The organism is Microcystis aeruginosa NIES-843, assembly GCF_000010625.1.
GTDB lineage: Bacteria > Cyanobacteriota > Cyanobacteriia > Cyanobacteriales > Microcystaceae > Microcystis > Microcystis aeruginosa.
In genome coordinates this window covers 2,665,290-2,685,983 of record NC_010296.1, presented here as the reverse complement: position 1 = coordinate 2,685,983, position 20,694 = coordinate 2,665,290, and the positions used below count along the sequence as shown (strand labels likewise).

The window sequence follows — 20,694 nt, the reverse complement described above, 5'->3', positions numbered from 1 at the left end:
AGGATTGGATTGTATGGTCAAGAGATCGCTCCAGGCTTCCCCTTCGGGAATTAAACAGGCTAAACGAGCCTTTGCGCTCAAGGGGTGGACTCAGGAAAATCTAGCAGGGGAAGTGAACTTAAAGACCCGCCAGCCGATTTGGCGGTTTTTCACAGGGAAACCCGTCGATCGCCAGGTTTTCCTGGAAATTTGTTCGATTCTGGATTTGGATTGGCGGGAGATTGCCCTCGCTCCGCCCGCAGAATTTCCTGAACCTGGAGAACTGGCGAAAACTAATATTGATGCTCTGGTGCAAGAGGTGCGAGCGCGACGCCGGGACACCATCCAAAACCAGTGCGGCATCTTGCAGTTACTAGATATCAGCCATCCAGTCAGCATTGATGACATCTATGTGGATGTCAATATTTTGGCAGAAATTGGCAGTCAACAGTGGGTGGAGATTGCCGATTGGCAAAACTTGGGTTCCGATGAATTCGATCGCGTCGGTTTGGGAGAGGTTGAGCAGAAGCAAATACCCGGAATGCAGGCTGTTGAAACTTACTCAAAGCTCAGAGTTTTGGGGAGACCGGGGGTTGGCAAAACTACCTTTTTGCAACATCTGGCGATTCAGTGCAACCAAGGCGAGTTTGCTGCGAATCAAGTGCCGATTTTTATCTTATTGAGAGAATTTGCCGAGGAGTCCAGTCCCAGTGGTGAATTTAGCCTGTTCAACTACATCCGTCAGGCATTGCTCACCTCGGGAATTTCCAACCCGTCTGTGCTGGAAACCTTACTGCAAGCGGGCAGAGTCCTGCTGTTGCTCGATGGCATGGATGAAGTTCTCAACCAGGACATTACAGCAGTTCTGAGAGAAATTCGCCAATTCTCAGAAAAGTATCATCGCAATCGATTTGTAGTAACCTGTCGCACCGCTGCCCAAAAACTCCAGATTAGAGGTTTCACTGATGTAGAAATTGCCCCCTTTACCCAGGCACAAATCAGCACCTTCGCGCAAAAGTGGTTTGTGGCACTGAGCAAAACGACTGCTCAAGCGGGGCAGGAGCAGTCGGCTCAGTTTATGCAGAAGTTGGACTTGCCAGAAAACTGGCAATTTCGGCAACTGGTGGTGACACCTCTGTTTCTGCATCTCGCCTGCTGGGTGTTTCAGGGTCAAGGGAAATTTCCGAGCAAGCGGGCTGAGTTTTATAAACAAGGGCTGGATTTGCTGCTGGGTAAATGGGATGAAGCGAGAGGAGTCGAACGCGATCAGGTTTACCGGGGGTTTTTATTGCCCCAAAAATTGAGGCTGTTGAGCCAGCTTGCAGCAGTGACTTTTGAACAGGGGCAGTATTTTTTTGAGCAACGCACGATTGAGCAATACATTGGCGACTATTTGCGGAATTTGCCAGGTGCAACCCTGGAAGCAGAGGAACTCCAACTCGAAAGCGAAGCCATGCTGAAAGCGATCGAGGCACAGCATGGAATCCTCACAGAAAGGGCGCGAGGCATTTTTTCATTTTCTTATCTGGCATTTCAAGAATACTTCACGGCTCGAAAAATAGTTGCCAGCCATAATTTGCAGGCATTAGAACAAGCACTGGGAGGGTTGGTGAGTCACATCACCGATTCCCACTGGCGCGAAGTCTTCTTGTTAACGGCTGCCATGTTGCGAAGTGCAGATGCGCTGGTGCAGTTGATGAAGCAACAAATTGATGCCTTAGTCGCGCAAGACTCCTATCTGCAAGAGTTTTTGAGTTGGGCCAGCCAAAAATCCCAGCAGCTCCCAGACGAAACCAAAGTGGCGACCGCACGCGCATTTTACCTTGCCCTTGCCCAAAGCCCGCATACGGCAGATCGCTTTGCCTTAGCCAGCACGCTCGATCAGGGGATGTTTTTAGATGCGGCGTTGGAGAACTTGCTGGTAGAGTTTGCCATCGACCACAGTCAGGATTTTGCCTATGTCAATGCTTGTAGCGAGGCACTCAACAACATTCTGGTGATGGTTCTGGATGCTGGATTTTATAAGTCTTTGCAACAATTGAGAGACCAACTGCCACCTCCGAGTCAAAACCCGGAACGGCTTCAGCACTGGTGGCAGAAAAACTATTCTGCCTGGGTGGAACAGTTGCGGGGTGCGATCGCCAATTATCGCAATATTCATCATCCCTGGCAGTTTACGACTGAGCAACAGCAGCTGCTCCAACGCTACTATGAGGCCAATCAACTCCTGATCGATTGTTTGAATAGTAACTGCGAAATAACAGCCGCAATCCGGCAAGAAATTGAAGCCACGTTGCTGTTACCTCAAAAGGACTTGGAAGATCGGGAATGGCAAGGAGATTAAATTGATAGACCACTCATTTGGATTTTACGGGTTCGCTTTCTTTGGGATCATCCTGGCGCGATACTTTCTCGTGGCTGGGGGAACCTATTTGTTCTTCTATTCGCCCTTGAGTCAGTCCTTTGTCAATCACAACCTGCGGCATTGGTCTCCCTCTTGGCGATCGATTCAACAAGATATCACGCTCTCGGTTCTTTCGGCGGGGGTGTTTGCGCTGGCGGCGGCTTTCATCATGACAGGATACAGTTGGGGCATTACCCGCTTATACAGCCACCCTCAACAGTATGGGCTGTGTTATTTAGGGGTTAGTTATGGCGCTGTGTTGGTTCTCCAGGATGCCTATTTCTATTTCACCCATCGCTTGTTTCACCACCCGTCACTCTTTCGGTGGTTACACCAGGGGCATCATCGCTCGCGCTATCCTACCCCGTGGACTTCGTTTGCCTTTGACCCACTAGAGGCGATCGTTCAGTCTCTCTTCCTGGTCGGCATTGTCTTTGTCCTTCCCCTGCATTTCATCACGTTAATTGCGGCACTCACCACGATGACGATCTGGGCAGTGTTAAATCATCTTGGGATCGATCGCTTGCCTTCCTCATTTCCCCATCATTGGTTGGGTCGGTGGTTTATTGGTCCTGCCCATCATTCCATTCATCATCGCAAGTACACCGTACATTACGGTCTATATTTCACGTTCTGGGACAAACTCCTCGGAACTCAAGACCCCGATTATGAGCAGAAGTTTGATGAGCGTCTGACGGGTAAAGTCGATGGAGTTTAACTCGTGCATCGCCCGTTACGTTTTGTGTCGTATTCAGGCAATTCATACAGTTTTAATCAATTCACACATCAAATCAAACAACCATCTATCAGGGTAATAGCAGAAGCAGAATTGTTGACTCGACTCAGGTAAGCAGTTCTCAAATTCTACAAATTCAATAAGGAGACTTCTTGACATCCTCGCCGCCGTAAAACGGACGGCGATTCCCAAACCTCACGATTTGGGTTTCTGCTTCTTTCCCGAAGGATTTTTCGCACCTGCCGCCCCAGATTTACTCTGTTCTGGTCTTATGGTCGCTCTACAGACTGACACCGCAAGCCCTGCGGCCAAAATATTTTTACTGGCGTTAATATCTCGGTCATGGTGCGTCCCACAGTCTGGACAATCCCACTCTCGAACATTTAACGGCATTTTCAAGGGCAATATACCCGCAATTACTACACCTTTTAGAGCTAGGAAACCATCTATCTATTTCGATGTAGTTTCTCCCATACCAACGGCATTTATAGGCTAATTGTCGGGTTATTTCTCCCCAGCTTACATCAGATATTGCCTGAGATAATTTCGGGTTTTTGACCATATTCTTGACGGCTAAATTCTCAACCACAATCGTTTGGTTTTCACGAACTAATTGAGTGGTTAGCTTATGTAAATGGTCTTTTCTACTATCGGTGATTTGAGCGTGAATTCTGGCTACTTTGATTTTTGCCTTTTCCCGATTCTTTGAGCCTTTCTGTTTTCGAGAAAGACTTTTAGATGCTCTTCGCAGTCTCCGATAATGCTTTTTAAAATGCTTGGGATTAGATACTTTATCGCCATCGCTGGTAATCACGAGGCTACTAATTCCTAAGTCAATTCCGATGGCTTTATCTGTTACTGGTAGAGGCTTAATCGTTGGGTCATCAAATCTAATTGAAATATGCCAACGTCCAGAAGGATGTAATCTGACTGTTACTGTGCTTGGTTCACATCCGTCTGGTATTTGTCTTGACCACCGAATAGGTAAAGGTTCTGTGCATTTAGCTAAATAGATTTGTTTGTCTTTAAATTTAAAAGCAGATTTGGTAAATTCGGCACTTCCTCCCTGATGTTTTTTCTTAAAGTTAGGATACTTAGTACGACCAGCAAAGAAATTAGTAAAAGCTGTTTGTAAATGTCTTAAGCCTTGTTGTAAAGGTACACAGCTTACTTCATTGAGAAAGTCTAATTCTTCTTGCTTTTTCCACTCGGTCAACATTGAAGAAGTTTCAGTATATCCTACTCTTTCTTGTCTTTCATACCAAGCTTGTGTTCTGAGATGGAGTGCCTTATTGTAAACCAATCTTACACAGCCCAAAGTGCGCCGCAATAGCGACTCTTGTTCTGGTGTGGGGTAAAATCGGTAAGAATAGGCTTTTTCCATATCTCGCATTCTAGCATATATCGTGTAAATGCGCTAATATTTAACGGTAAAGCCGTCGTAGAACGACGGGGTTTCAGACCCAAATTTTCGATGAAAGTAGAGGGACAAAATGAGCAATTTGGAAATCACTCGCGGCACCACGAACGTTTTCGCTGACCTTGGTTATCCAGACGCAACCGAACGGCAAACGAAAACACGCCTAGCCCTGGCCGTTAACGAACTTCTGAAAAGTCGCAAGCTGAAACAGAGGGAGATTGCCATACTGCTTAATATCCCGCAGCCCAAGGTTTCAGCACTAAAAAACTATCGGCTCGATCAATTTTCAGTTGAACGATTGATGGAATTTCTCACGGCATTGAATCAAGACGTAGAGATCGTCATCCGGCCTCGCAGCGATACAAAAGAGGTCGGACATATTTCTGTTCTAGCAGTGCAGTAAGAGCAGCAGACGTTACGTCTTGTATCGTATTCAATCAATTCAATCAATTCAATCATTAAATCAAACAACCGTCTATTAGAGTAATTACGGAAGCAGATTTGTTTCTGAATTGATTAGGAGTAAAACGTCATGAATTTAAGAGAAATGAACCATTACGTCAGTTCGGCAGTCGTGGGTTCTATCATAATGCTAAGCTTATCAGGCATCCCCGCCGCTCATGCCGCTTTTATCCAAAATAATTTCGGATTGAGTAATCCCCATTCAACGATTACATTTGATGAGCATATTTTTCCTTTCTTGACACGTGTAACCACAGAATACTCCGATTTGGGAGTTACATTCTCACCCTATGGGCTTTACTTTGATGCGGGAGCAAGTCAAAGCTGAAGAACAAATAAACTACTTGACAAAAGCATCAATTGGGTATGGGATAGAGAAAAGAGTAGGGAAAAGACAAAAATGACTCCAGAGCAACAACAAGAACTTAACCAACATATTCAAGCGATAGCCAAGATTCTTCATCAGGAAGCTGAGGCTGAAAAAATTCAAACTTTAGAGGGAATAGAGACGACAATAAGAGAACAGACCTGAAAATATATAACTCCGAAACTAGGATTTTTTTTGGTCACAAAAACGACAGGAACTCAAGCCGGGAGACCGAGAAAAATAAAAAGCATCATCGGAGAATTATGCCTGACAGAAAAACAAGCAATCCGTTTAAATATTCCTCGTAATAACCAAATTAGTCCTTACTTAGAACGCTGTTGTTTAAGAGCTAGTGCCAATGTTTCTTATGAAAATGCCGCCAGAGATATTCAATTTTATATAGGGATGAAGGTCTCGGCTAGGACTCAACAACGATTAGTCCATCGCCACCAATTTGCCGAAGAAGAATCAGGAAACCCCGTTCAAGAAATTAGTCTAGATGGAGGAAAAGTGCGCTTAAGAACCGAAACTAAGGGAGAGGCTTGTATCTGGAAAGATTATCAAGCAATCTGTGTTGATACTTTCCTAATGGGACTTAAACAAATTTCAAGCCCAAACAAAGCCTAAACTGGCTTTGTAAGCGGCAAACACATCCCGATTCTCGGTCAGCCACTCAAAGAAACGGAAAGACATCGCTGTCCGAAAAGCTTCCAAGGCTTCCACAAAAGTGTTTAAAGGTCGATTCGCCCACTGCCTTTGCAATCCCCCAGTTAACTTATGCCACAGGATAAATGTATAGGCACAAAACACCAGGATAAAATGACGAAGTAAGCTTCGTTTATCCCTGACTTGATATTCCCTTAACCCTAACCATCCTTTGGCTTCTCGGTAGAATACTTCCACCCAATTTCTTTCGGTGTAAGTCCTCACTATCCACGAAGCTGTTACTGTATCTGCCTCAACTACATTGGTGATGAAATAGTCCACCTCTGTGGCTTTTTCCATTGAACTTGCATTCATGACGATCGCCAAGTTCCTTTCTCCTTCTAGTTGAGATATTTTCGCTCTGAATACCGCTACCCAAACCGTTTTTTCTTTATCTAGATTTAGGGTGATTTTCTCCCAATCCTTTTCTGATAGGCTTTTTGCTAGTTGCTCAAGCTGGATTGTTTCTTCCACACCCCCTTCTTTTTCAATAATTACTTTTCGATTTTTTGCCAATCCTCCTAAGTATTTTAGCTTTCTTTCTTCCAGGGCTTTGAGAAAATTTGTGTTGTTGCCATAACCAGCATCTATTAAGACGATTTTCGGTCGATAGCCTCTGGTTAAGCTCCGGTCAATTAAATCTATCGCTATCTCTGGTTTCTTCTTAAATTCTTTGTCTTCTTTCCCCTCGGCTAAGGAACTAGCCGGTTGATAAATTTCAATGTCTAGGGGGACACTTTTTTTGCCGTCGTAGAGATGGGTAGTGACGGCGACTATTCCGTTGTCTGTCTTGCCAATTTCTCCTAGGTACTGCCTGCCAACTCCGGCGGTCAGATTGCCACTTTTTCGATGTCCTGAGTCATCGACAATCAGGGAAAATCCTCGGGGGATTTGCGTCTGGCGGCATTGGTTCATCACTTGCAACCGACATTCATTCACCTGACGGTCTGACCAGGGAGATTCGGTCAAAAAGTGATGTAATCGGTTATAAACTACTCCGACGGCATTATTGGCAATTTGAGTGAGGTTTTTCCTCTCACTTTCCCCTAATAATCCTCCTAAATATTGTCTGAAGCCGTTTTTTTGCGCTTCGTTTTTGAAGCAATTGTCAAACCGCCGACACCATCGGTCAAAGCATGGGGGCATCGCGGCTGGGGTTGTCTCTTTCATCGCTGATCTTTCAACGTAAAGTGCTTACTCTTTAACGATTATACTCGATTTGATCTTTATTTGGCGTTTAAGTCCCACTAAGAAAAGCTTGGTTTGGAGAGAATGAATCGTTAATATATTGGGTTAATCAACAACCTTTATCTGACCCCCTTACCTGTTTGGGAGACGGACATCCCGGTATTGGGAAAATTGTGAAAAACTGGGATTGTCCAGGAGAAAAAAGAGAAATACTTGACTGGTTTCATTTGGTAGAAAATCTTCATAAAGTCGGCGGTTCAGTGAAGAGATTGAAAAAAGCAGCAAGTTTATTATGGCAGGGCAAAATTGAGGAAACAATAGCATTAATCTCTCCTTTAAAAAACGAACGAGCTGAAAATTTCTGTCGTTATTTAGAGATTCATCGTCATCGAATTGTTAATTATAATTACTATCAACAAGAAGAGATTTGCTCTATTGCTTCGGGAGCCGTTGAATCCACGGTTAAACAGATTGACCGACGACTGAAAATTTCTGGAGCCCAGTGGAATGAAGAAAATATCCCTCAAGTGCTTAAACACCGCTGTGCTTACCTAAATAACAGTCTTTAGCTATTGAATAGTATTTATGTTCTGACAAAACTGACTTGCTCCCCTTTGATGCGGCTAATGGCGGAGGCAGTATCGGCAACTTTGTACCGTACGGCTTTGGGTCAGCCAGATTTCCCATAGGTATCAACTTCACCAAACCACAAACAGAGGCAGCGTTTAGCTTTAAAAGTGGAGATGGAACTACTACTTTCCAAGCTTTCTTGGGCGGAAACCTGGTTGAGTCATTCAATGCTGTGACCACAAACCCCGCAAACCCAGCATTTTATGGGTTTCGTGATATTACATTTGATGCAATAAGCATAACAACACCTGGTTGTGGAGCTGCGATTTGTCCTGAAATTGTGGATAATATCCAACTCCCGACTGCTTCGAGTTCAATTCCTGAACCCTCCTCTATTCTTGGGATTCTCGCCTTCGGAACTCTAGGAATAGGTGCAGCCTTAAAACGCAAATCTTGAAGATAGTGCTAGAGGCATTTCCTATAAATGCCTCACCTTGCTTTTTTACAGAGATCATCTAAACAAATTCTAACGATAACTTTCCCTTCTGTGTCGAACTCGCATCACTTTCACAACTTGGTTTTTATCATCAATTTCGTAAATAATTCGATACTCTCCAACTCGAACACGGTAATCTTGTAGGGAGTTTTTCAACTTAAGACATCCAGATGGTCTAGGATTAGTGTTTAAGGCTCTAATGACCGGAATAATACGCTCAAATAAATCAGCAGGTAATTTTCTTAAATCCCGTTCCGCCTGTTTTTCTAGAAGAACTTCATACATCCGTTGAATAATCTTTGAGAAAGTCATCTAGAGAACGAAACTCAAGGGGTTTCTGGCGCATTTCGGCTAAAGCCTTTAAATCTTCAATCGCTTCAATTTGCTCTAACATCTCTTGATAAACCTCAATATCGAGAATAACCGACACTGGTTTCCCATCGCGTAAAACTATTTCAGGGTCTTTAGGCTGAGTTGTCATAATTTAGCTGTTTAGTTAGTATTTATTTCTATTGTAGATTTTAGCAAAGGCCAATTCAAGTTTGAAGTGCACCAGTACCTGACTGATTGAAGAATACCTCAGATGGAGTGCGATAGTCAAGGGCTTTTCGGGGTCGATGGTTGATTAAGTCTGTCACTCGGTCTACCTCAGCTTGTTTGACGATGAGAGAAATTTGTCCCTTTCGGGAAAAACTGCCGCATGAGACCGTTAGTAAGCTTTTACGCATTTAAGTTACATTGACAGCATTACCCTTATTTTTAAGTTTTCTACTCCATTTAATAATCAATCCCCCTTCATTTAAAAGCTGATTGACTACTTTTTCCAGTTCTTCTTTATTTTCAAATTCTCGATTAGCTATGTACTCTTTAGCGGAATGCCACACTAATTCTATTAGGTTGTAATCTGGACTATAAGCTGGTAAAAACTCTAGCCTAATATTGGGCAACTCTTTTTCCACCTGCTCAATAACATCTTTCTTTTTGTGATAACTAGCATTGTCTAATATGATGATAATTTTCGGTCCTTTTTCTCGAAAATCTTCGGGCAGATTTCCCAAGTTTATCCATTCTTGACGAATCTCTTCATGAAGTTTCTTTAATTGTTCATGGAAAGTTTCTGAATTTCCTTTTTTGCTCATAAAACAGACTCGTTTTTTGTCATTATATCTTAAGGCTCCCATCACATTCACCCTTCCTCTTTTTCTTTGTCCATTCACTTTTTTTCGCTTTCCTTTTTTTGTCCAAGCTCTCCTTCTTATTACTCTCAAACTAAATCCACACTCATGAGGGGCTGTGTGGCGAACCTGCGTCGCCACCTTGAAAGCCCCGTCCCAAAACCATACCTGGATTGACTCTGGCTTTTCTTTAGCCAACCTTAAATATTCATCTAATTTTTCTTTAAATGCTTTTCTTAATTTCTTGTCTTGCTTATCTTCTAGACTATATTTCGCCCAGATATACACATACTTTTTTCTTCTCAATATTCTTCTCACTTGCGAGCCACTCAGTTTAATTCTTGTTTCCTTTTCTAGATGCTCTGCTAATCTTGCCGCTGTCCATCTCCCGAATTCATATCCAAATTCCTTCGGGTCTTCATCAACTATTTTTAATAGTAAATTAATATATTCCTCTGTGGCTTTTTTATGATTTCCATTTTTTCTCCCATCTTCTAGACTTTCTAAATTGTTAGGATCACCGTGAACACACCAAGGGGCGACCGTTTTGAGTGAACAGCCAATAAAGTCAGCTATTTCTCGTTGAGTTTTTCCGTCGTTTAGCAAGAGAAACATTAAAATTCTTTCCCTAACCTCTGCTCTTTCTTCTTCTTTAAGAGCTTTTTGTAAGTTTTTCTTTTCTTCTAAGTCTAGGAAATCTTTTGCTGGCATAAGTAGGATTTTTCTAAAATTACTATTTCTATTTTAGGTGGTTTAAGTGCGTTTTAGCTTATGCTCGTTGAGTCCTCGCTCCCAAGAATGGTAAGGATTAGCAAAGTAGCATTTAACTCCTAATTGATGTGAGGAGCTTCGTCTTGGGTTTCCTCTCTTGGTGGTACAAGTCAGGTTACCTTGATGAGCCTCCTCATTGGAAGACTACCCTAGTGGTGCACTTCATTTTTGAATCGGCGTTTGGTTGTTTTCGTCTTCCTAAGTCCAAAAATCGAATTTATCACGGCATTGAATCAAGGGGCGGCGCTATTTATTAATAAAAAAAGGTAGTTCTAGTGCATCGCCCGTTACGTTTTGTGTCGTATTCAAGCAATTCATACAGTTTTAATCAATTCACACATCAAATCAAACAACCATCTATCAGGGTAATAGCAGAAGCAGAATTGTTGACTCGACTCAGGTAAGCAGTTCTCAAATTCAATAAGGAGCGTACATCCCACATTCCGCACCCTCAACTGTCACATAAGCTGTCCCCCGCCAGAGACTTGAGTAAAAATACCTAGCTGGTGAAGGTTTTCTCGGTGGCCGCTAGGGGGGTCTTGAGACCCCTAATTATGAAAAAATAGGAATTGTTGGAAAACTGAGGCGAGTGGACTGTTCGACCATGAATCAATCAACAGAAATTGAAGTCAAAAATCTAGACCATCTGGGATTAGTAGCCGGAATTATCGATGAAATAGGAATCGTTGAAATTATCAACGAACAAGTCTCAATTGAGCGAGGAGAAATTGTCACAGCTGGGCAAGTCGTGAAAGCAATTATCCTGAATGGATTGGGATTTGTCTCCCGAGCCTTGTATTTATTTCCTCAATTTTTTGAAGATAAAGCAACCGAACATCTGCTGGGAGAGGGCATCGAACCAAAACACCTGAATGATGATAAAATTGGTCGAGTAATGGACAAACTTTATCAACTTAATGTTTCGGTCATTTTCCTACTGATTAGTTTAGCGGCCGTGAAAAAATTTGGTGTAGCAACCGAGAACTCCCATTTAGATTCGACTTCTCTATCAGTAGAAGGAGAATATAACAAGGAATACCCAACAGTAGAAATCCTGAAATCAGGAGCAGTGGGAGAAGAAATTGAAACCAGACAACAGCCAATAAAAATTACCTACGGATACTCCCGCGACCGAAGACCTGACTTAAAACAATTTATGATTGACTTAATCGTAAGTGGGGATGGAGATGTACCTTTATTCCTGAAAGTAGGGGACGGAAATGAAGCGGACAAAGCGGTTTTTGGTCAAATCGCCCGAGAATTTAAAAAACAAGTTGACTTTGACAGTTTAATAGTCGGCGATAGCGCCCTCTATAGCAAAGAGAATTTAAAACTAATGAAAGAAATGCGTTGGTTGTCTCGAGTACCATTAAGCATTAAAGAGGCTCAAGAGTTGGTTGATAGCATCTCAGAAAAAGAGTTAACCGATTCAGAAATACCGGGTTATTCCTGGCGGGAAACCATCTCTAACTATGGGGGGATAGAACAAAGATGGTTGCTAGTTGAAAGTCAAGCTAGACAAGAATCAGACTTGAAAAAATTAGAGAAAAAAATCGAGCAGGAAAAGAATTCTGCCCAAGAAAAAATCCGGCAACTATCCCGAAGAGAATTTGAGAATAGAGCGGTGGCGTTGGCGATAGCCAAAGGATTATCTGACTCCTTAAAATCTCATCAGTTAACGGAGATTAAAGTCAATCTCATTCCGCCTGAGTCCCAGGGGTCAAAACTCAAATCAAAAGACGATTTACCCTCTCAAAGCTATCAAGTCAAGCCGAATTAGAGTTGAATTTGACCGCCATTGAGAGGCTAAAGAAACGAGCAGGACGATTCGTTTTAGCAACTAACGATTTGGAGAAACAACGATTAAGCAGTGAGGATATACTCAAAAAATATAAAGGGCAACAAGCTCCGGAAAGAGGATTTTCTTTTCTCAAAGACCCCTGCTTTTTTGCCCACAGTGTCTTTCTCAAATCTCCCCATAGAATCGAGGTCATGGCCATGCTCATGGGCTTGTGCCTGCTGGTTTATACTATTGGTCAAAGACAACTTCGTTTAAGTTTAAAACAGCAGGAGACGGGACTGAAAAATCCGTTGGGTAAGTTAACTGACCGACCGACGTTACGCTGGATATTTCAGTGCTTTCAAGGGATTCATCTCGTCCGTATTCAAGACAATCAAAAGATTAGCAACTTAACGGATGAGAGGCGCAACATTTTGAGATTTTTTCCCAAACCTTGCCAGGAATATTATCTCTTATCTTGACCAGATGGATTGACTTCAAGGGGTGACAAAACAAAGCGAGCAACTGGAACATCTCCCCCTAGATGTTAAGTCTGATTGCCTAGTCATTCTCAACAAGCACTGTTTATTGAGAATGACCGGGGGAACTCTGAAATTTTCGGCTTAGTTGCCGGCAGCTTGCCGCCAACTCACTCCTCTAGATAAGTATTTTGACTCGCGCCCCTTCCTCTTTTGAGACGTTGTGACACTTAGGGTGCGGAATGTGGGGTACATGATGAGATTGATGAAAACTGGTGCTAAATTTGTGATCAAAGGTACTTTAAGTAGCGGAATTCTCTTCGGTGGATTGATAATTGTGGCTAATCCAATGTTAGCCGCTACAGTCACTGTCGGATGTGCTGCAACGGATTCGTGTACTCTAACTGAGCTTTTTAATGGTGGTTCTATTCAGGTAAGCTAAACGGCTTTTACTTCGGATCACCGATATAGACTCCAAAAGGGTTATAGCTGTTGGATCATGCAGGTTAAGCGCCGTTTAGCTTAGGACAAGAAATTCTAAGTAACTGGTCTTTGGTAAATAGTAGTATAACTGGGACAGCTACCAGCTTTGACTTCAATAATATTGTAGTACAAGAAGAAGACCCGATAGCCTTTGGTCATGGAGTAGCCTATTATGCTAACAATCAGGAACTGAGTGTTTTTGGTGCAGGGACGAAAAGCTTCAGTTACAATTTCAAGGTTACAAGCCTAGAGAACGATATCACTGAGATAACATCGCCTCTGCGATATCGTTCTCTCAATGGTTTCTCACCTTTTTTAACAGGGACTATTGACGTGGGAACTACACAAGGAAGTAACAACATTGGTAGTGCTACTTCAATATATTCCTTCTCTCAAGTCATCAATGGACCTCCTGTAGCTATTCCTAACCTATCTAGTTTTTGGGGTTCTTCGTTACTTGGTATGGTTCGATCAGGGGGCAGAAATCGGCTAAATCCTTATCTGGCAAAAGACTTAATTGATTAGCTCGTTCTAGATTGAAAACAATTGGCAAAAATCGAAGCAATGTCTTTCTATATAAGGGTTTCACTCCTTATAACTCCCGTCCATTGCATAACACAAACCGAAGAACCGTTTTTGGGTAGATACAAGTATTGATATTTTGTCTGATTATGATGTTGGTTTTGCCCAATTGGGATACCTTGGTGATGGATCACAGGGAAGGGCATACCAGCAACTTTTTCAACTTGCCCCTGTTTCCAGTTCAGTTCCCGAACCCTCCTCTGTTCTTGGGCTTCTTGCCTTCGGCACTTTAGGAGCAGGTGCAGTCCTCACGCGCAAAATTAAACCATCTAAATCCACTGGAAAAGAACTAGAAAAAGATTCCTAACAATCAGAAAACCCCACAAACGCCCCTTCAATAAGAAAATGAAGGGGTTTATTATTGCCTCAGCCTGAATCGAATGTTGATATTGACCCCGCAATGCAACTTCAAGCGATACCGCCGCTCTGTTAATTCCTTGACTGATTATTCCAGTTTGGGTATATTGTTGAGTGATATAAATTTCTAAAAGTATGTCGCGGGAAAAACCCTTGTATTGGGTGGCCTCTGCGAAAAAGGACTACCTGACTTTCCCTGCCGAGGTGCAGGACGATATGGGCTATGCCCTTGGTCTAGCGCAGTTGGGGGGTAAACATCCAAAGGCTAAACCTTGGAAGGGTGAAGGGGCAGGAGTATTTGAGATCGTCGAAGATCATCGAGGCGACACTTATCGAGCGGTCTATACTGTGCGCTTCGCTGAAGTTGTTTACGTTCTGCACGCATTCCAGAAAAAGTCGAAGTCTGGAATCAAGACACCTCAAGAGGATGTAAAGCTTATTGTTGAACGGATGAAACGCGCACAAGCGGATTATGAAAGTAGAGGGACAAAATGAGCTATTTGGAAATTACTCGTGGCACCACAAACGTTTTCGCTGACCTTGGTTATCCAGACGCAACCGAACGGCAAACGAAAACACGCCTAGCCCTGGCCGTTAACGAACTTCTGAAAAGTCGCAAGCTGAAACAGAGGGAGATTGCCATACTGCTTAATATCCCGCAGCCCAAGGTTTCAGCACTAAAAAACTATCGGCTCGATCAATTTTCAGTTGAACGATTGATGGAATTTCTCACGGCATTGAATCAAGACGTAGAGATCGTCATCCGGCCTCGTAGCGATACAAAAGAGGTCGGACATATTTCTGTTCTAGCAGTGCAATAAGAGCAGCAGAGACAAAAAGAGTGGCCTTACCGTCTGTTAAGGGCGGCGCTATTTATTAATAAAAAAAGGTAGTTCTAGTGCATCGCCCGTTACATTTTGTGTCGTATTCAAGCAATTCATACAGACTCAATCAATTCATACAGTAAATCAAGCAACCGCCTGTTACAGTAATGCCAAGAGCAGAATTATCAACTCGAATCAGGAAATTCAATCGCTATAGTTCGCCATACTATAGGATTTACAAAGCTTTTACCGCATAGCGTTGGAGGGAAAAATGACTTTAACTAACCGTAAACGAGCCGTGGGAATCTTCTCTAGCTATCAAGAGGCAGAGAAGGCACTGAATGGATTACGAGATGACGGATTTGCCATGAATGAGGTATCAATCATTGCCAAAGAGCCTGAACGACTGGAGCAGAGCAACCGGATTGGTGAGACACGAGTTCAAGAGCTTACCGAAACAAAAACAACTCATATTGACGAAGGAGCAAAGACCGGGGCAGCTGCAGGCGGAGCCATCGGAGGACTGACAGGCTTGCTGGTTGGGTTGGGCATATTGGCAATTCCTGGAGTGGGCCCCGTCATGTTGGCAGGGGCGGCTGCAACTGCGATCGCTACCACGTTAGCTGGCGGTGCAATCGGGACGGCTACCGGAGGTTTGGTAGGTGGTCTAATTGGTCTAGGAATTCCAGAAGATCGGGCACGAGTCTATCACGATTATGTGGTTCGTGGAGACTACCTGTTGATCGTGGACGGTGCAGATGCTGACATCCTTCAGGCTGAAACAATTCTAAAGCGCCGAGGGATTCGCGAGTGGGAAATTTACAATGCCCTAGCAATTGAAGGCTATGTCGATCCTCCTGCTTCTCGTTTGTAAAATCGGAAATTATTAAAGGATTTGCATCATGAAAAAGATCACAACTTTAATCCTCAGCAGCCTTCTACTGATTGGAACTGTGGCTTGTGAGAACAACGCTAAAACTAGCACCAACGCCCCTTCTTCCACAGAGGAAACGGGGCAAGTTCCTGATACTAAAACAGTCCAAAAGAACCAAAGCGATGCGTCTAGTCAAGTGCGCCGAAATCAACTCAATTCTGATATTCGCGCTCGTGAGCAACGCAACAATCTAACTGGAGGAGATGCGGATCGCGCCAACAGTGACCTTTCCAGTGAAGTTCGCTCTAAGCTAGAAGCCAACATCCCGAAAGGGCAACTTACAGTTTCTGCTAAAGATGGAGCGGTAGTCGTCTCTGGAACCGTAGAAACTCAAGAGCAACTCGACAAAATTGACCCCTTGGCAAAACAAATCAAGGGTGTCAATAGTGTCAAAGTTACAGCAAAAGTGGCGTTGTCAAATTGAAAGATGCTCCGAATCAGCTTGGAACTGAAATTACTTTGATAGCAAGGATTGCATTGCATCTTTCATATTCTAATCTGACAACGCCGCAAAAGTTGCGGTGAGCATCTCACCTTTGTAACTCCTAAATTAAGTTTTATGTCAAGCTATTTTGAAAGCCTTACCAGAAGCAAGTTTTAGCGACAAGCATAATTACTCACTTGCATAAATGAGATGCTCCCAAGTTGCGCCAGCAGCTCCAGCTAAAAAGAAGTAAACAGAAGATAGCAACTGTAACTAACCTTGAAGACAAGGGGCTTAAGCCCCTTGTCTAATCATTGCTTTAGGACTTACGCATTGACAGAATTTCCGTAGTATGCCTTTGAACTTCAGACTATGGCTTCCAAGTTATTGAGGTCAAGGAAGTTGGATGCTAAATTATTGACAATAAAAGAGCGGATGACCTCAGTAAATAACTCTCTTTGTCAGGAATACCAATTAACAATTTGCGCTTTAAATCGGAGAAATTCTAACTGGGGTTTGCTGAATAATGGTAAAACCCTTTTAAAATAAGGCTTTTGACCTGTTAAAATCCGATGTTCATGCTGCGAATATAGGATTAAGACCTTCAAAAACCTTGCATTATCCTTTTTTTAGTACATAAACTGGTACAAAAAAGAGGGCAACAAAGCCTGAAACGACCGGCTACTGACGACCGGCGACCGACTCCTAACCCCACCAACAAACTTTTTGCCGCCAACCCTATTTAGTTCCTAGTTCAACCGAGACTAACCGATTCACTTGACATCCTCGCCGCCGTAAAACGGACGGCGATTCCCAAACCTCACGATTTGGGTTTCTGCTTCTTTCCCGAAGGATTTTTCGCACCTGCCTTAACAGATTTACTCTGTTCTGGTCTTATGGTCGCTCTACAGACTGACACCGCAAGCCCTGCGGCCAAAATATTTTTACTGGCGTTAATATCTCGGTCATGGTGTGTTCCACAGTCTGGACAGTCCCATTCTCGAACATTTAACGGCATTTTCAAGGGCAATATACCCGCAATTACTACACCTTTTAGAGCTAGGAAACCATCTATCTATTTCGATGTAATTTCTCCCATACCAACGGCATTTATAGGCTAATTGTCGGGTGATTTCTCCCCAGCTTACATCAGATATTGCCTGAGATAATTTCGGGTTTTTGACCATATTCTTGACGGCTAAATTCTCAACAACAATCGTTTGGTTTTCACGAACTAATTGAGTGGTTAGCTTGTGTAAATGGTCTTTTCTGTTATCGGTGATTCGAGCGTGAATCTTGGCTACTTTGATTCTCGCTTTTTCCCGATTTTTTGACCCTTTCTGTTTTCGAGAAAGACTTTTAGATGCTCTTCGCAGTCTCCGATAATGCTTGTTAAAATGCTCAGGATTAGATACTTTGTCACCATCGCTGGTAATGACAAGGCTACTAATTCCTAAGTCAATTCCAATGGCTTTATCTGTTACTGGTAATGGCTTAATCGTTGGGTCATCAAATCTTATTGAAATATGCCAACGTCCTGAGGGATGTAATCTGACTGTTACTGTGCTTGGTTCACAGCTTTCTGGTATTTTTCTTGACCATCGAATAGGTAAAGGTTCTGTGCATTTGGCTAAATAGATTTGTTTGTCTTTAAATTTAAAGGCTGATTTGGTAAATTCGGCACTTCCTCCTTGATGTTTTTTCTTAAAGTTGGGATACTTAGTACGACCAGCAAAGAAATTAGTAAAAGCTGTTTGTAAATGTCTTAACCCTTGTTGTAAAGGTACACAGCTTACCTCATTGAGAAAGTCTAATTCTTCTTGCTTTTTCCAATCGGTTAGCATTGAAGAAGTTTGAGCGTAGCCTACTCTTTCTTGTCTTTCGTACCATGCTTGTGTTCTGACATGGAGAGCTTTGTTGTAAACTAATCTTACACAGCCCAAAGTGCGCCGCAATAGCGACTCTTGTTCGGGTGTGGGGTAAAATCGAAACGAATAGGCTTTTTCCATACCTCACATTTTAGCATATATTTCGTAAACGATGCTCATATTTAACAGTAAAGCCGTCGTAGAACGACGGGGTTTCAGACCCAAATTTTCGATGAGGAGCAAACAAACCCCGAAAGCCCTTGTCTTTAAGGGTATTCATGGTTTCTTTGGCAGCATACCAACTATCTCCTGTGACTGTCTCTGGTTTCAATCCCCAAGCTTTTACTTCGTCCAACATTTCTAAGAAATATTCATGTTTTGTCTGACCCTCCTGTTTATTAACGATTCGATAATTAACGGGAACTGACCTTCCTTTACAATCGGTATAATATCAGGTAACTGCGTTAATACCTTTGACTACTTTTTTGTGTTTACCACCAGTAAAAGTAATCGATTAACTCAGCTTTAGCTGGGTGACTATAAGGCTTGTCAATTACCATGTCGTCTGTACTGATTGTTCCTCCTTCAAGTTCGATTTGAGGAGCCACTTCATCAAACAAATCCTTGGGTGTATAGTTCTCTCGCCACAAGAAACGATTGACACTGTCATGAGATAAATTGCCCAGAATTTGAGCCAAACGAACACAGCTTATATATTTAGGTTCGCCGAGCAAAAATAGGGTGTAAATAGCCAGATTACATTGAGCAGTTGTTGGCTTCGTAATGTTTCTCATCAGTTGTTCTGTTATAAGAGATGCCCTTGTGTCAGGAAATCAAATCGGAGAGGGTTTTGTCAAGAGTCGAGAGAGAAATTGTATCTAAGACTAACAAAATTAGACCACCCACATTTAAGCCTTTTTGTCAATGCGTAATTTCTGTGCTTGCAGAAACGGTATCGTTACATTTTGTGTCGTATTCAAGCAATTCATACAGACTCAATCAATTCATACAGTAAATCAAACAACCACCCGTTACAGTAATACCAGAAGCAGAATTGTTAGCTCAACTTAGGTAAGCAGTTCTCAAATCCAACAAATTCAATAAGGAGAGCATCATGAGCTTAAAAGATAGAACCGAGGCAACCGCCAAAAATATCGAAGGTAAAGTTCAAGAAGCAGTAGGAGATCTGACTGGCGATTCCAAAGCTCAAGCAGAGGGCAAGGAAAAACAGGCAGAGGCAAAAGTTCGTCACACTATCGAAGATGTGAAAGATGAAGTCAAAAAAATTATTGATTAGTAGGTCATTTGTCACGGCAACCGCCATTCAGACAAATGATTGAAACCCAGATTTCATCGGAACTCTTCCTCAAAAAATGGCTTCTTTCGAGACAGGTGAAATACTAGGACAAGGCGGCGTAAATAAACCCAATATTACCAGATATCTAGCTTCTCAAAGAAGTCGAAGATCTCTCCCTCGGTAAACTTACGCCGTCAAAGACTAGAAAAATCTTTCTCGAAAGGGTCTAGACAGTAGTTGTTCATCATCCATGTATCATCGATTCATCAAATTCTTTTTTGGAGTTAAAATGATGTCACTTCAACAGATTCGTCGCTTTTTTGTCACCATTATTTTAACTATAATGCTGGCAATTACTATAGCTTTTGATTTTGGAACTACAAATAGTTGGGCTGCAACTTTACCCACCCAATCGCAGACTCAAATCGCAAGCATGAATCGAGCCAAGGCAGTTACGAAAAATATTGAAGGCAAAGCTCAAGAAGCGATTGGCAACATGACAGGCGATCCCAAAGATCAGATGATGGGAAAAGCCAAGCAAGTCGAAAGTCAGGCTCGTAACGCAGCAGAAGATATAAAAGACCAGATGAAGTTAAAAGGGCGGGCAAAAGCAGTCACAAAGAACATTGAAGGCAAAGCTCAAGAAGCGATAGGTAAAGCTACTGGCAACCGCCAAGATCAAGTTGCTGGAAAAGCTAAACAAGTCGAAAGCCAAGTTCGCAATGCAGTAGAAGATGTGAAAGATACGGTTCAAGATATACTCAATTAAGGATCGATGACTGAATTTTCATTACTTTTCTCTAAATCAAGGAGGGAAATATGTTTGATCTCGTTTGGACTGCCGTTGTTATACTTTTCATCCTCTGGTTGTTAGGATTCTCCATTAACATTGGCGGCAGCTTAATCCACCTGCTTTTGGTTTTGGTGCTGATTGGCGTTGTCTACAACTTGTTTATGAGGCGACGGTAATTGTTGATTCTCGAACACAGAAAGGGTCAAAAAATCGGGAAAAAGCAAGAATCAAAGTAGCTAAGATTCAGGCTCGAATCACCGATAGCAGAAAAGACCATTTACATAAGCTAACCACTCAATTAGTTCGTGAAAACTAAACGATTGTAGTTGAAAATTTAGCGGTAAAAGACCTGGTAAAAAACCCGAAGGTAAGCGCATCTTAACAATCCTTGACAAAATGAACTTTATGTGAGTTGCTTGCCCACGATTCAGGCATATTTGAGGAGAATTTGCCATCTCAATTGTTAAGCAAAAATCGACCCATTTGGGTCGATTTCGTAACTATTCTGATTGACTGGTATCACTTGAAATGCCCACGCGGATGACAAAATTGGCCAATTGTCAATAGCGTTTGAGATGCTCTCACCCTGTAAAAAACCCG

General features: G+C 42.6%; 20 protein-coding genes and 7 pseudogenes. 18 read left to right on the top strand and 9 right to left on the bottom strand.

Translation table 11 applies throughout. The features are described from left to right. The first annotated feature begins 13 nt into the window (after positions 1-13). Both MAE_RS12865 and MAE_RS12860 read left to right on the top strand, forming a co-directional pair. The gene (locus MAE_RS12865) at positions 14-2,323 is read left to right on the top strand and encodes an NACHT domain-containing protein (RefSeq protein WP_012265953.1); all 2,310 of its coding nucleotides are present in this window, start codon (positions 14-16) and stop codon (positions 2,321-2,323) included. Position 2,324: 1 nt separating this feature from the next. Beyond that, positions 2,325-3,101, top strand: a complete 777-nt coding sequence (locus MAE_RS12860; RefSeq protein ID WP_016515453.1) for a sterol desaturase family protein — start codon at positions 2,325-2,327, stop codon at positions 3,099-3,101. A 213-nt stretch (positions 3,102-3,314) separates the two neighbouring features. Here the strand turns inward: MAE_RS12860 and MAE_RS12855 are convergent. After that, positions 3,315-4,503: pseudogene (locus MAE_RS12855) on the bottom strand (RNA-guided endonuclease InsQ/TnpB family protein). A 109-nt stretch (positions 4,504-4,612) separates the two neighbouring features. Between MAE_RS12855 and MAE_RS12850 the strand changes: the two are divergent. The 3 genes and pseudogenes from MAE_RS12850 to MAE_RS12845 all read left to right on the top strand — a co-directional run. After that, complete coding sequence (locus MAE_RS12850; protein WP_002763223.1) at positions 4,613-4,942, top strand: helix-turn-helix domain-containing protein; 330 nt, start codon at positions 4,613-4,615, stop codon at positions 4,940-4,942. Between the two features lie 129 nt (positions 4,943-5,071). Continuing rightward, entirely contained in the window at positions 5,072-5,329 is a 258-nt protein-coding gene (locus MAE_RS32190; RefSeq protein WP_148204748.1) for a hypothetical protein, read from the top strand. A 72-nt stretch (positions 5,330-5,401) separates the two neighbouring features. Then, positions 5,402-5,956 (top strand): annotated as a pseudogene (locus MAE_RS12845) (ISKra4 family transposase); the annotation flags it as partial. A gap of 18 nt (positions 5,957-5,974) precedes the next feature. Here the strand turns inward: MAE_RS12845 and MAE_RS12840 are convergent. Next, positions 5,975-7,243: an IS701-like element ISMae34 family transposase gene (locus MAE_RS12840; RefSeq protein ID WP_012264111.1), complete on the bottom strand. Its 1,269-nt coding sequence runs from the start codon at positions 7,241-7,243 to the stop codon at positions 5,975-5,977. An 80-nt stretch (positions 7,244-7,323) separates the two neighbouring features. On the opposite strand from MAE_RS12840, the pseudogene MAE_RS27725 reads away from it, so the two are divergent. Further along, a pseudogene (locus MAE_RS27725) lies at positions 7,324-7,830 on the top strand (ISKra4-like element ISMae42 family transposase); the annotation flags it as partial. 35 nt (positions 7,831-7,865) lie between these two features. Then, positions 7,866-8,288, top strand: a complete 423-nt coding sequence (locus MAE_RS12830) for a PEP-CTERM sorting domain-containing protein (protein ID WP_041804101.1) — start codon at positions 7,866-7,868, stop codon at positions 8,286-8,288. Between the two features lie 69 nt (positions 8,289-8,357). Here MAE_RS12830 and MAE_RS12825 read toward each other — a convergent pair whose 3' ends face one another. The 4 genes and pseudogenes from MAE_RS12825 to MAE_RS12815 all read right to left on the bottom strand — a co-directional run bounded on the left by MAE_RS12825 (position 8,358) and on the right by MAE_RS12815 (position 10,213). Then, complete coding sequence (locus MAE_RS12825; RefSeq protein ID WP_004159268.1) at positions 8,358-8,639, bottom strand: type II toxin-antitoxin system RelE family toxin; 282 nt, start codon at positions 8,637-8,639, stop codon at positions 8,358-8,360. Beyond that, on the bottom strand, positions 8,605-8,808 hold the full coding sequence (locus MAE_RS12820) for a type II toxin-antitoxin system Phd/YefM family antitoxin (protein WP_004159269.1): 204 nt from the start codon (positions 8,806-8,808) through the stop codon (positions 8,605-8,607). Before MAE_RS12820 ends, MAE_RS12825 begins: the two co-directional genes overlap by 35 nt. 55 nt (positions 8,809-8,863) lie before the next feature. Beyond that, positions 8,864-9,041: pseudogene (locus MAE_RS35010) on the bottom strand (IS30 family transposase); the annotation flags it as partial. A 14-nt stretch (positions 9,042-9,055) separates the two neighbouring features. After that, a complete protein-coding gene (locus MAE_RS12815; RefSeq protein WP_012265945.1) occupies positions 9,056-10,213 on the bottom strand; it encodes an IS630-like element ISMae23 family transposase in 1,158 nt (385 codons plus the stop codon). Positions 10,214-10,877: 664 nt separating this feature from the next. On the opposite strand from MAE_RS12815, the pseudogene MAE_RS27720 reads away from it, so the two are divergent. The 7 genes and pseudogenes from MAE_RS27720 to MAE_RS35000 all read left to right on the top strand — a co-directional run bounded on the left by MAE_RS27720 (position 10,878) and on the right by MAE_RS35000 (position 16,685). Beyond that, positions 10,878-12,535: pseudogene (locus MAE_RS27720) on the top strand (IS1634 family transposase). Positions 12,536-13,676: 1,141 nt separating this feature from the next. Continuing rightward, positions 13,677-13,904 (top strand): PEP-CTERM sorting domain-containing protein, encoded by a 228-nt coding sequence (locus tag MAE_RS36090; protein WP_041804098.1) that lies wholly within the window; start codon positions 13,677-13,679, stop codon positions 13,902-13,904. A 185-nt stretch (positions 13,905-14,089) separates the two neighbouring features. Next, complete coding sequence (locus MAE_RS12785; protein ID WP_012265939.1) at positions 14,090-14,449, top strand: type II toxin-antitoxin system RelE/ParE family toxin; 360 nt, start codon at positions 14,090-14,092, stop codon at positions 14,447-14,449. Beyond that, positions 14,446-14,775: a helix-turn-helix domain-containing protein gene (locus MAE_RS12780; protein ID WP_008206581.1), complete on the top strand. Its 330-nt coding sequence runs from the start codon at positions 14,446-14,448 to the stop codon at positions 14,773-14,775. The genes MAE_RS12785 and MAE_RS12780 overlap by 4 nt, the downstream gene beginning before the upstream one ends. 274 nt (positions 14,776-15,049) lie before the next feature. After that, positions 15,050-15,652 carry a general stress protein gene (locus MAE_RS12775; protein ID WP_002763225.1) on the top strand — a complete coding sequence of 201 codons (603 nt, stop codon included), beginning with the start codon at positions 15,050-15,052 and terminating at the stop codon, positions 15,650-15,652. Between the two features lie 28 nt (positions 15,653-15,680). Further along, on the top strand, positions 15,681-16,136 hold the full coding sequence (locus MAE_RS12770) for a BON domain-containing protein (protein ID WP_002763227.1): 456 nt from the start codon (positions 15,681-15,683) through the stop codon (positions 16,134-16,136). 372 nt (positions 16,137-16,508) lie between these two features. Beyond that, on the top strand, positions 16,509-16,685 hold the full coding sequence (locus MAE_RS35000; RefSeq protein ID WP_012265938.1) for a hypothetical protein: 177 nt from the start codon (positions 16,509-16,511) through the stop codon (positions 16,683-16,685). A gap of 271 nt (positions 16,686-16,956) precedes the next feature. On the opposite strand, the pseudogene MAE_RS12765 reads toward MAE_RS35000, so the two are convergent. The 3 genes and pseudogenes from MAE_RS12765 to MAE_RS34345 form a co-directional block, all read right to left on the bottom strand. Next, positions 16,957-18,145 (bottom strand): annotated as a pseudogene (locus MAE_RS12765) (RNA-guided endonuclease InsQ/TnpB family protein). A 10-nt stretch (positions 18,146-18,155) separates the two neighbouring features. Further along, entirely contained in the window at positions 18,156-18,362 is a 207-nt protein-coding gene (locus MAE_RS34350) for a hypothetical protein (RefSeq protein WP_002799008.1), read from the bottom strand. Between the two features lie 133 nt (positions 18,363-18,495). Next, complete coding sequence (locus MAE_RS34345) at positions 18,496-18,798, bottom strand: hypothetical protein (RefSeq protein ID WP_012265936.1); 303 nt, start codon at positions 18,796-18,798, stop codon at positions 18,496-18,498. A gap of 320 nt (positions 18,799-19,118) precedes the next feature. Here MAE_RS34345 and MAE_RS12750 point away from each other — a divergent pair, with 320 nt between their 5' ends. The 4 genes and pseudogenes from MAE_RS12750 to MAE_RS32170 form a co-directional block, all read left to right on the top strand. Continuing rightward, positions 19,119-19,301: a CsbD family protein gene (locus MAE_RS12750; RefSeq protein WP_012265934.1), complete on the top strand. Its 183-nt coding sequence runs from the start codon at positions 19,119-19,121 to the stop codon at positions 19,299-19,301. A 292-nt stretch (positions 19,302-19,593) separates the two neighbouring features. Beyond that, a complete protein-coding gene (locus MAE_RS12745; RefSeq protein ID WP_002803199.1) occupies positions 19,594-20,070 on the top strand; it encodes a CsbD family protein in 477 nt (158 codons plus the stop codon). A 50-nt stretch (positions 20,071-20,120) separates the two neighbouring features. Next, the gene (locus tag MAE_RS32175; protein WP_016515029.1) at positions 20,121-20,270 is read left to right on the top strand and encodes a lmo0937 family membrane protein; all 150 of its coding nucleotides are present in this window, start codon (positions 20,121-20,123) and stop codon (positions 20,268-20,270) included. Positions 20,271-20,278: 8 nt separating this feature from the next. After that, positions 20,279-20,407 (top strand): annotated as a pseudogene (locus MAE_RS32170) (transposase); the annotation flags it as partial. Positions 20,408-20,694: the final 287 nt, after the last annotated feature.